The 9559-nt window shown below is 65.1% G+C and carries 10 protein-coding genes; 3 read left to right on the top strand and 7 right to left on the bottom strand.

What is annotated here, in order from left to right; translation table 11 throughout:
- Window positions 1-191: 191 nt before the first annotated feature.
- From H5T65_12765 to H5T65_12755, 3 genes are read right to left on the bottom strand one after another with little or no spacing between them, the layout of a single operon-like run.
- Window positions 192-647, bottom strand: a complete 456-nt coding sequence (locus H5T65_12765) for a carboxypeptidase-like regulatory domain-containing protein (GenBank protein ID MBC7260108.1) — start codon at window positions 645-647, stop codon at window positions 192-194.
- A gap of 4 nt (window positions 648-651) precedes the next feature.
- Window positions 652-1407, bottom strand: a complete 756-nt coding sequence (locus tag H5T65_12760) for a hypothetical protein (protein MBC7260107.1) — start codon at window positions 1405-1407, stop codon at window positions 652-654.
- A gap of 36 nt (window positions 1408-1443) precedes the next feature.
- A complete protein-coding gene (locus H5T65_12755) occupies window positions 1444-2685 on the bottom strand; it encodes a response regulator (GenBank protein MBC7260106.1) in 1242 nt (413 codons plus the stop codon).
- A gap of 139 nt (window positions 2686-2824) precedes the next feature.
- Between H5T65_12755 and H5T65_12750 the strand changes: the two genes are divergently transcribed.
- From H5T65_12750 to H5T65_12740, 3 genes are all read left to right on the top strand, one after another.
- Entirely contained in the window at window positions 2825-4270 is a 1446-nt protein-coding gene (locus H5T65_12750) for a 4-hydroxybutyryl-CoA dehydratase (GenBank protein ID MBC7260105.1), read from the top strand.
- Between the two features lie 161 nt (window positions 4271-4431).
- Window positions 4432-5007, top strand: coding sequence for a PadR family transcriptional regulator (locus H5T65_12745; GenBank protein MBC7260104.1), 576 nt, complete (start codon window positions 4432-4434; stop codon window positions 5005-5007).
- Window positions 5007-5780 carry a 4Fe-4S binding protein gene (locus H5T65_12740; protein MBC7260103.1) on the top strand — a complete coding sequence of 258 codons (774 nt, stop codon included), beginning with the start codon at window positions 5007-5009 and terminating at the stop codon, window positions 5778-5780. Before H5T65_12745 ends, H5T65_12740 begins: the two co-directional genes overlap by 1 nt.
- Window positions 5781-5953: 173 nt before the next feature.
- Here H5T65_12740 and H5T65_12735 read toward each other — a convergent pair whose 3' ends face one another.
- From H5T65_12735 to H5T65_12720, 4 genes are all read right to left on the bottom strand, one after another.
- Entirely contained in the window at window positions 5954-6352 is a 399-nt protein-coding gene (locus H5T65_12735; GenBank protein MBC7260102.1) for a RidA family protein, read from the bottom strand.
- Between the two features lie 243 nt (window positions 6353-6595).
- Window positions 6596-7126, bottom strand: coding sequence for a zf-TFIIB domain-containing protein (locus H5T65_12730; GenBank protein ID MBC7260101.1), 531 nt, complete (start codon window positions 7124-7126; stop codon window positions 6596-6598).
- 19 nt (window positions 7127-7145) lie between these two features.
- Window positions 7146-8123 carry a 4Fe-4S binding protein gene (locus H5T65_12725; GenBank protein ID MBC7260100.1) on the bottom strand — a complete coding sequence of 326 codons (978 nt, stop codon included), beginning with the start codon at window positions 8121-8123 and terminating at the stop codon, window positions 7146-7148.
- 74 nt (window positions 8124-8197) lie between these two features.
- On the bottom strand, window positions 8198-9259 hold the full coding sequence (locus tag H5T65_12720) for a radical SAM protein (protein MBC7260099.1): 1062 nt from the start codon (window positions 9257-9259) through the stop codon (window positions 8198-8200).
- Window positions 9260-9559 lie beyond the last annotated feature (300 nt).

Below are 9559 nucleotides of genomic sequence, written 5' to 3'. Positions count from 1 at the left end.
CAACGCATGCGTTGCCCCCTACACGCGAACACGCCCACCCCCGCGCCCACGCCACCCCCTTCTCTCCCCGCAGGCGGGGAGAGAAGGGGGACAGGGGGATGTGAGGGGTTCACCCCTGCAGGCGCATGTCCGCCTGTAGGGGCAACCCGCGGGTCGCCCCTATGCCCCCGCGCGGGCGCGACGACACACCGCTACTGCCCACCCTCCACGGCCAGGAGCCGGTCCCGCTGCTCGGCGGTGGACACCCGAACCTGGCCCAGGTCGCGGGTCTCACCGCCCGCCACACGCACGGGCACCTCGGTGCCCTGAGCCAGGTAGCCGATCACCAGCGTCTGGTTGCCCGCGGGCACGCCTTGAATCTCAAAGTATCCACTCGCGTCGGTCTCCGCAGACAGATTGGTCCCCAGCACGAAGACCTCGGCCGACAGCGGCTGGCCCGTCTCGTCCACCACCACACCTTTGACGCCGCCCACCCCGGCGACACGGGCAAACGCCCCGCTCCGCGCCAGGTTGAGCATGCCAAAGACCAGCGCCAGCGCCGCCAGAACGGCGATGGCGATCCACGCCCGCCTCCGCCGCGCCGAGGGATCCGGCAGGCGCTCGGGCATCCCATCTTTGTATTCATCAAGGGACGGCGACCGCTCCATCTCGCTACTCCTCGCACCCTGGCGTCTTCACCGCCAGGTCGTCCAGCACAATGCTAGAGCCTGCGTTAGAGGCCACGCCCACGGCTCCCTCGGTGTACAGATTCTTGGGGTCTGTGGCCTCCATGATCTTCTTGCCGTTCATGCTGGCCACAAAGGTATTCCCCTGCACCGACACCGTCAGGTTCGCAGGGTTGTCCCAGCCGCTGTTGGCAGGGATGACCATCTTGCCCGGAGGATTCAGCACCACCTGCTTGCCGCCAACCCAATAACTGAAGTACATCGTTACCGGCTCGTTGGGCCTGCGCCGCTCAAACTCAAACATGTACCCGTTCAGGCGGTTCTTCGCATCGGTGCTGGCCCGAAACATCACGCCATAGCCGTTCCATGCGCTGCTCTGATTGGCCAGGCGAATGCCGCTCAACGAAATGTTGTAGTCGCTCCCCGAATAGCCGGTGAGCAGCATCGCGCCCGAACGCGGGCTGATGAGTTTCCCGTCCTTCACCTTCCACGAACCGAACTTGCCCCAGAAGGAATTCTTAATCTCAATCCAACTGGGGATTTCGCGGCCAAAATCGGAGTGGTAGTACGTCTTGCAACTCACCTCTCCGCCCAGGGCCTTCACCACAGCGGCGTACACGTCGCCCACCGAGATGCCCATCGCGCCAAGCGCCAGCACGACCACCAGCGCGATGAGGCCCAGGAGCACCGCGTACTCCACGATGCCCTGGCCTTCGCGTCTGGCTACACGGAAACAACCCATAGTGTCCCCTCCTTCTACACTTCCTACAACAAACCGTTACCCGATTCGCAAGGGACTTGCCGGATGGCGCTCTGCCCGCGCCTGGCGTTGGCGAATGCGGCGCTGCACCCGTTCCCAGGCGGCGGTTGGGCTGGCAGGGCCGCGCGTTCGGTGCTCTTCGGTACTCAAGGTGAAGGCCAGGTCCTCTAGCAAAGCCCCAAGCGGGCTTTCCGGCGCGTCAAGGACGGGGGGGACGCCGGTGTTGATGGCTCTGACGATCGGGTCTGGCGCAAAGGGGATGATGAGGCTCGTCGGATGCTTCAGAAAACCCTCCATCTCCTTGCGGGCCAGTCCCCCGCGTTCAAAGGTCCAGTTCAGAATCAGGTAGATTCTGTCTTTACCATATTCCAGTGTTTCAAAAACGTCAAGGGTGCGTGCCGTAACATAGGCCGAGGCCAGGTCGGGCGTCATGAGGAGAACGATGCGATGCGCGGTGTCCAGCCCCGCCACGGTGGTGGTGCTAAGGTCGTGGGGCAAATCCAACACCACATACGCGTACCGCGACTTGAGCAGCCGAACAACCTGCGCCACATGCTCGGCCGAGACCGCCTCGGCATGCTGCGGCCCCTTGGGAGCCGCCAGGACGCGCACGCCGCTGGGATGCTCCAGCAGGGTGCGTTCCACCAAGTCGGCGTCCAATTCCGCCACGGGGATGCGCGCCAGGCCGGCCCAGGTGCGATGCAGGGGGAGGTTGAACAGGAGCGCGCTGTGCCCGGCCGTCAGCGCCAAATCCACCAACGCCACCGGCTGGCCCCAAATCTGCGCCAGCCCCGCCGCCAGGTTCGCCGCAATCGTGGACACGCCACACCCGCCGCGCAACGAGAAGACCGCGATGACCGTGCCCTGGACGGCCTCCGCCCCCACCGCAGGCCCCGCAAACCGCCGCAGCAGCGCCTTCACGCGCGCTACCAGTTCCGCCGCGTCAAAGGGCTTCGCCAGATAGTCCGCGGCTCCGGCCGTGAATGCCTTGATCTTCCCCTCCACGGTGTCGTCGGCGGTCAGCATGAGAACGGGCAACAGCGGGGCATCGGTCCGCGACTTCAGGCGGCGCAGGACCTCGTACCCGTCCATGCCGGGCAGCATCACGTCCAGGATGATCAAGTCCGGCCGAACGGACTCCACCTGCGCCAGGGCTTCCTGCCCGTCGCGGGCGGTGAAGACATCATATCCGGCGCCCGCCAGCGTCTTGGAGACGATCTTGAGCGTGATGGGATCGTCATCTACCGCTAGAATGCGCATCCCTTTGGTTCTCCTTATTGCAGTGGTTGGGTGGTTTGCTATCAGACGAACACCGAAAGTATAATCCAAGCATTACGGAGGTCAAATGCCCCAGAGCCGCCGGCGAACCGTGTGCAATCGCCAACAGGAGGTACATGACATGGCACTGAAAACCGGCAAAGAATACGTTGCCTCGGTGGAGAACCTCGGCCTGGAGGCCCACATCCTGGGCGAGAAGGCCGACGACCTGACCCGCCATCCCCTCGTCGCCCCGTCGCTCCGCGCCGTCGCCGTTACCTACGACTGCGCCCACGACGCCGCGACCCGTCCCCTGTTCCGCGCCTATTCGCCGCTCATCGGCGACGAGGTCAACCGCTTCACCCACCTGCACCAGAGCACCCAGGACCTCATGGACAAGGTACGAATGCAGCGCCACTGCGGCAACCTCACCGCCTGCTGCTTCCAGCGGTGCGTGGGCATGGACGCCGCCAATGCCGTCTTCAGCGTAACCTACGAGTGCGATCAGGCTCACGGCACCGACTATCACCAGCGGTTCCGCGAGTACTGGAGCCACGTCCAGCGCCACGACCTGGTGGTGGACGGCGCGATGACCGACCCCAAAGGCGACCGCAGCAAGCGCCCCTCGGAGCAGGCAGACCCCGACCTGTACCTGCGCGTGGTAGAGCGTCGCCGCGACGGCGTCGTGGTGCGCGGCGCCAAGTTCCACCAGACCGGCATGATCAACTCGCACGAGATCATCGTCATGCCCACGGCCGCCATGAGGCCAGGCGAGGAGGATTGGGCCATCTGCTTCGCCCTGCCCACCAACACGAAGGGCATCCACTACATCTACGGCCGCCAGGCCAGCGACACCCGCAAGTTGGAGGGAACGCTGGACGTGGGCAACCCCACCTTCGGCGGGCAGGAGGTGCTCACCGTCTTTGAGGACGTGTTCGTGCCCAACGAGCGCATCTTCCTGAACGGCGAGGTGGACCAGAGCGGCAAATTGGTGGAGCGGTTCGCCGCCTACCACCGCCAGAGTTACGGCGGCTGCAAGGTGGGCGTGGGCGACGTGCTCATCGGCGCGACGGCCCTCATCGCGCGCATGAACGGCGTAGCCGCCGCATCCCACGTTCGCGACAAAATCGTGGAGATGATCCACCTGAACGAGACGCTCTTCGCCTGCGGCATCGCCTGCTCCACCCTGGGCCATCCCACGGCCGCGGGGAACTACGAGGTGGACCTGCTGCTGGCCAACGTGTGCAAACTGAACGTAACGCGGTTCCCCTACGAGATGGCGCGCCTCGCCACCGACATCGCCGGCGGCCTGCTCGGCACGCTGCCGTCGGCGCGAGATTTGGAGGACCATGTCGCGGGCCCCTACATCCGCAAGTACCTGGCCGCTGCCGAGGGCGTGGACCCGGTGGACCGCGTCAAGGTCCTGCGCCTCATTGAGAACCTGGTGGCAGGCGCGGGTGCTGTCGCATACCTGATAGAATCCATGCACGGCGCGGGGTCGCCCATGGCCCAGCGCATCATGCTGGCCCGCCAGGGCGACCTGGACGGCAAGATCGCCCTCGCCAAGCGGCTGCTGAACATCGGGTGAGACCCCGACCACTCCACAAGCCACGCCTATGCCCGGCCTCGACGCCGGGCTTTTTCACGCGCGGAACCAGAATTTGACACACAGTCAGACTTTGGATATAATGAGATTAATCATATATTAGACTAGACATATACAGGACAGTACAAACATAGGAGCGAGCGATGTCTCTAGAACATGCAATTCTGGGCTTCCTGACCTACCGTCCTATGTCTGGCTACGACCTCAAGAAAATCTTTGACACGTCGGTGCGCCATTTTTGGCCGGCAGACCAGGCTCAAATCTACCGCACCCTAAACCGGCTCAGCGAGAAAGGCTGGGCGGACGTAGAGGTCGTAGAGCAGGAAGACCGGCCTGACCGCAAAGTGTATCACATCACCGAGGCAGGCCGAGAGGAACTGCGCCAATGGCTCACAACCCCCCTGCCCATGGCCCAGAGCCGCAGCGCCCCAATGATCCAGGTCTTCTTCGCCGGCCAACTGCCGGACGAGGAAGTGATCGCCATGTTTGAGCGGGCGGCCGAGCACATGCGGATGCTGCTGCAACAATATGACCGAATTCCCGAGCGCATTGACGCCTATGCGGACTATGTCAGGTCCCCTCGTGAGTTCTTCTTCTGGATGCTGACATTGGAAATCGGCAAGATGACAGCCCGCACCAACCTAGAGTGGATTGAGAGCATCATCCAACGAATTCGCAACGGGGACATCCCCAAAGAATACCTTTCAGGAGAGACATGATGGTAAAGCAACTTCCTCTGCGGCAGCGCATTCGCAAGGCGCTGGTGATTCTGGCGTTCCTTTCGTTTCCGATAACACTCAACTACCTGTCGCCCTACCTCGTCATTGAGGGCGCGATGAACGGCGTCGTCAATGGCAGCCTCATCATGTTCGGGCTGATGTTTGTGTCGTCGCTCTTCGTGGGACGGCTTTGGTGCGGCTGGGTGTGCCCCGGGGCCGGCATGCAGGAGATGGTAGAGCCGGTGAACAACCGTCGGGTCAATGGGCGCAAGATAGACTGGATCAAGTGGCTCATCTGGATTCCATGGATCGCGCTGATTGTGCTGATTGTGCTGATGGCGATACGCGCCGGGGGTTACTCCGCCGTGGACTTCTTCTACGGCACCGAGGGCGGGATTTCCGTCGCGGGATCTCCCGACCGACCCATCGTCTTCGCCTACTTCATCTACTACATCGTCATCGCCCTGTTCGTCGGGTTGGCGGTATTTGTCGGGCGGCGCGCTGGGTGCCACACCATCTGCTGGATGGCGCCGTTTATGATTCTGGGCCGCTGGATTCGCAACCGCTTTGCGTGGCCTGCGCTGCGCCTAGCGGCGAATGCCGAGGCATGCACAGACTGCAAGCGGTGCACGAGCCATTGCCCCATGAGCCTGGACGTCCATGCGATGGTGAGAGCCGCGTCCATGGAGAACACCGAATGCGTGCTCTGCGGGAATTGCGTGGACACTTGCCCCAGCGACGTCTTGCGCTACACCTTCAGCGCGGGCCGATAGGGGCGCGCAGGACTGTGGACTGCTGAAGCCGTGCTTCGGCAGCCCGCACATTGTGCGGAGCGGCGGCGAAACCCCGCGAGGGGCCGCCGGGCACCTCGGAGATCACCGGAGACCCCAAGGGTTCGGGAGACCCTTGGGGTCTTTACGTTGCCCCCAAACCGAATTGCACTCCCCTAGCGAGGCTGGCCCCCGGGCACCTCGGCCACCACCTCAATCTCCACCTTCGCCCCCAGCGGCAGCGCGCCCACCTGCACCGCCGACCGCGCCGGCGGGTTCTTCGGGAAGAACTCCGCGTACACCGCGTTCATGGCCGGCCACTCGGAGATGTCCTGCAGGAACACCGTCGTCTTCACCACATGCTCCAGGCCCGAGCCGGCAGCCTCCAGAATCCCCTGGATGTTCCGGAGCACCTGGCGCGTCTGCGAGGCGATGTCGGGCCCGGCGAACTCCTTCGTCCCGGGCACCAGCCCCACCTGCCCCGCCGTGAACACGAGATTGCCCACCCGCACCGCCTGCGAGTAGGGCCCCGCCGCCGCGGGCGCTTTGTCCGTCGCGATGATCTGTTTGCTCATGACTCCTCCGATGCACGAAGTTTTAAACAAAAACCCCTTGACAGATTAGAACGTTTGTGCTATACTACTTCCGTCAGTAGCACAAACGTTCCAAAACCTGGAACGCACACACGCAGCGGTGCCAGCCGCGTCGGGGTTCGCGCCCCCGACGCCTGCCCCCTCTACGGTCTGCCCAGAATGCCCTCTGGCGCACCCTCTACCCCACAAACGCGGGGCCCGACCCCTCCGGGCCCCGCACCTCTTTCAGCGCGGGAGCGACCGCAAGATGGCCGCGATCGTCGGGTGTTCCACCGCCAGCCGCATCCGCAGCATCCGGAGCACCGCCCGCAGGTCCTTCCACTCGGCGGCGCGGCCCTCGCCCCCCGCCACCAGTTCCTTCGCCTCCTGGAGCGACTCCCGGATGTAGCCGGACAGCGACAGCGACTCCGCCTGCTCTCCCAGGTAGTCCACAATCCGCTCAAACTCGCCCGAATCCAGCCACACGCCGCCGCACGTGCGGCACACGTCCACCTGCACGCCCGAATCCCCGTAGGTGAGCGTAACCAGCGGCCCGTGGCCGTAGGGGCATTCGCGCGAAGACATGGCCCCCGTAACCTTCTGCGCCTCGGCCCACAGGTCCAGGTCCATCCACCTCACATCCTCGTCCTCGGCGCTCACCAGGCTGTCCAGTTCGCCCTTGTTCAGCCACATCCCGCCGCAAGTATGGCAGCGGTCAATCTGCAACCCGCACGCCTCTTGCCCAACCAATTCCCCGCCACATGAAACGCATCGCATCGCTATCCTCCAAATGGTATCACAAATCGGACTCCAGAATCCGCTCCCGAAACGGCCGCTCGCCTTCCAGCGCCGCGATGTCCATCGGGATGGGCTTGCGCGCATCCCGCACTAGCACCGGCACGCCGAAGGCGCACCGCGCCCGGCACACGCCGCACCCCATGCAGGCCGTATCGTCCACCCGCGCCACCCGCCGGCCTCGGCCGTCCTCCTCCACCCGCACCGCCTTGAATGGGCACACCTCGGCGCACAGCCCGCATCCGGTGCAGCGGCCGGGGTCTATCTGCGTCACGTACCCCGACGAGGCGATCATGGGCACGCCCGCGCTCACCATCGCCTCTATGCCGCCGCAGCAGCACTTGCAGCAGTTGCAGATGGCGTAGAAGCGGCCCTCCATGGCATCCTTGAAGTACGCCGTGTGCACGTGCCCGCGCTCATGCTCGGCCTCCAGGATGGCCAGGGCCTCCTCGCGTGTAATGGCCCGCGCCGACCCCGGGTTGTGCTCCAGCAGGAAACTCACGAACGGCTCGCCGATGATCATGCACACGTCCAGCGGCAGGCACGGCTTCGTCCTGGCCGAGCGGCACGGGCAATCGTACACGGCGATGCGATCGGGGTTGCGGAGCACGATGTCGCGCGCCACCGGATAGGGGATGACTTGCTCCTGATCCCGCAGGTTCAGGTCGTGGTTCAGCGCCACCATCTGGCGGGCCAGAGGATGGGGCAGCACCTTCCCGTGATAGTGGTCGGCGGAGTTGCTCTGAAACTTGCGAGGGCCGGGCCGCATTCGGTGGATGGCGATGCCGATGTACTGGTTGCTCCAGCGGGCGTAAACGTACCCGTGAATCTTCTGCGGCAGACTGCGCCACCCGCCGGCAAACCAGCGGCGCGTGGAAGGACGGACGAGCCTCCACCGTTCGCCGAACACCCACACGGCGGCAAGCGCCACAACCAGCACCCCTGCGATGTACAGCACAGCGCGAAGCACGACGTTCATCCACGCCTCCCGGGCGGCAAGTGCGCGTATTGTAGCCCATGTGCCGCCACCAGGCAAAGCCGAGGGCGCTCCGCTCAAACCCAGCCCAGGTCCAGCAGGTGCGGGTTACCGATGCGCACCCGCGTCAGCCCTTCGGCCTGGGCCGCTTCCAGCGCCTCGCGGGCGTGCGCCGAGGATGTGCACGGCAGGTCGTGCATCAGAAAGGCGGGCGCGAAGGCCAGCAGCACATACGGGATATTGCGGTCAATGGCGGCGATGAAGCGCGCGATGGCCCGCACTTCCTGCGCGTCCACGTAGCCAGGGACAAGCAGCGTGCTGGCCACCACCAGGGGCGGTTCGGGTCGGCTACGGCTCCTTTCCGCCGCCTGCGCGAAGTTGTCCAGCGTTCGGCGGTTATCGGCGCCGGTGAGGGCGAGGTGCAGGGCCGGATTCCACGCCTTCAGGTCAAATTTCACCGTGCCGCCCGTGGCAAGCGACAGTTGCACCGCCTGGCGCAGCAGCCGGGGGTTCATGGAGCCGTTGGTCTCCCAGCAGATGTGCAGGCCCCGCCCGGCCAGGATACGCGACGTGGCCAGCGCGTGGGGCATCTGGGGCGCGGGGTCGCCGCCGAAATAGCACACGCACGCAGCGCGAGTCCCGGCTCGGTCCGCAAGTTCCTGCGCCGAGGTCAACCGTCCCGACGGCGACATCTGCCGAAAGTGCCAGTTCTGGCAGTAGAGGCAGTCAAAGGAGCATGCGCCGTAGAAGACGGCCAGATTGGTGCGCCCACGCGCCGAGTGCCCGGCGCAAACGGGGTCGGCAACGCAGTTCGTGGGCAGAGGGTCGTGGTAACTTTGCAGGAGGCCAGCCCCGGACGTCCCCGCCAGGTGAACGAGTCTGCCGCCGTGCGCGGTGCGCAGGCCGCAGAAGCCGCGTTCGCCTTCTCCCATGCGGCACTCGTTGGCGCAGATGCGACACGCGACGCCCCCCTCCGTGCGCGGCGGCGCGATGGGCAGGCCGAACTCGCGCCGGGCCTGCGCCCGCCGTTCCCACACGTGCGCCAGCGCCTCCGGGCGCGAGCGGATGCAATCGGCGCACGCCCCCAGCACCTCCGCCACCAGGCTGTCGCGCCTGCCGCAATACAGACACCTGCCCATGGCCCGCTCTCTCGGAAAGCCTCGCGGCTTCTATTGTAACATGGATTGCGGGCGCGAACAACGAGGAGAGGAGCGGATTCGGCTCGGTCTCGTGTCGGCGACCGAGGTGCCACGCGCTTCCGGAAGTGCATCGCACCATGCCCACGAAAACGTAGGGCGGGTTTCCATACCCGCCGTTTCCATACCCGCCCCTGCCTCTGTAACCGCGAATCACGCGAATGGGGAACAGTAGGGGCGGGTTTCCACACCTGCACCTTGCCCGCGGCATCTGTGGAAAGCCGCCCGCCCGTATCACCCACG

The organism is Chloroflexota bacterium, from assembly GCA_014360805.1.
Taxonomy (GTDB): Bacteria; Chloroflexota; Anaerolineae; order DTLA01; family DTLA01; genus DTLA01.
The sequence above is the reverse complement of the archived record's forward strand: the minus strand, read 5'-3'. Positions and strand labels throughout refer to the sequence as shown.

Bases quoted from the DNA above. Each gene is read 5' to 3' on its own strand.
- H5T65_12765 (MBC7260108.1), bottom strand. From the start codon at position 647: ATGGAGCGGTCGCCGTCCCTTGATGAATACAAAGATGGGATGCCCGAG.
- H5T65_12760 (MBC7260107.1), bottom strand. From the start codon at position 1,407: ATGGGTTGTTTCCGTGTAGCCAGACGCGAAGGCCAGGGCATCGTGGAG.
- H5T65_12755 (MBC7260106.1), bottom strand. From the start codon at position 2,685: ATGCGCATTCTAGCGGTAGATGACGATCCCATCACGCTCAAGATCGTC.
- H5T65_12750 (MBC7260105.1), top strand. From the start codon at position 2,825: ATGGCACTGAAAACCGGCAAAGAATACGTTGCCTCGGTGGAGAACCTC.
- H5T65_12745 (MBC7260104.1), top strand. From the start codon at position 4,432: ATGTCTCTAGAACATGCAATTCTGGGCTTCCTGACCTACCGTCCTATG.
- H5T65_12740 (MBC7260103.1), top strand. From the start codon at position 5,007: ATGGTAAAGCAACTTCCTCTGCGGCAGCGCATTCGCAAGGCGCTGGTG.
- H5T65_12735 (MBC7260102.1), bottom strand. From the start codon at position 6,352: ATGAGCAAACAGATCATCGCGACGGACAAAGCGCCCGCGGCGGCGGGG.
- H5T65_12730 (MBC7260101.1), bottom strand. From the start codon at position 7,126: ATGCGATGCGTTTCATGTGGCGGGGAATTGGTTGGGCAAGAGGCGTGC.
- H5T65_12725 (MBC7260100.1), bottom strand. From the start codon at position 8,123: ATGAACGTCGTGCTTCGCGCTGTGCTGTACATCGCAGGGGTGCTGGTT.
- H5T65_12720 (MBC7260099.1), bottom strand. From the start codon at position 9,259: ATGGGCAGGTGTCTGTATTGCGGCAGGCGCGACAGCCTGGTGGCGGAG.